The sequence below is a fragment of the Streptococcus sp. DD10 genome, from assembly GCF_001578805.1.
In the GTDB taxonomy this organism is placed as follows: domain Bacteria; phylum Bacillota; class Bacilli; order Lactobacillales; family Streptococcaceae; genus Streptococcus.
Genome location: NZ_KQ969218.1, coordinates 1 through 351, shown reverse-complemented (window position 1 = coordinate 351; position 351 = coordinate 1). Strand labels below are relative to the sequence as shown.

Here is a 351-nt window from a genome sequence, read left to right as displayed (position 1 = left end):
TGACTGACTCCTTAATGTTAACTAATGATACTATTATATCATAAAAAGGAGGGCGGTTCATGCAATTGGTGACAGATATTTGTGTTGGATTGTCAACGAAAAATGCGGATAAGATATTAAAACAATATAGACGATTAGCCCGTATTGCTGGTGAAGCATATTGCCCTAAAGTAACTGCTTCTTACTCAATTGAACCGAAGTCTTCCGGTGGTGGGGTGAATAAAGCAACAGAGATGATGGTTGTTCGTAGAGTCGATGCACAGATGGAGCTTGAAGCGATGGCGGAGGCGATTAATAGTTTGTCGGATTTAGAGTATTGTAGAATTTTGATTGAACGGTATTGTCGTAAAA

The 351-nt window shown here is 39.0% G+C and carries 1 protein-coding gene; it reads left to right on the top strand.

From position 1 onward, the window contains the following. Positions 1 to 59: 59 nt before the first annotated feature. Positions 60 to 351: ArpU family phage packaging/lysis transcriptional regulator (locus STRDD10_RS10155; protein ID WP_331709938.1), on the top strand; the 292-nt coding region annotated here is incomplete at its 3' end.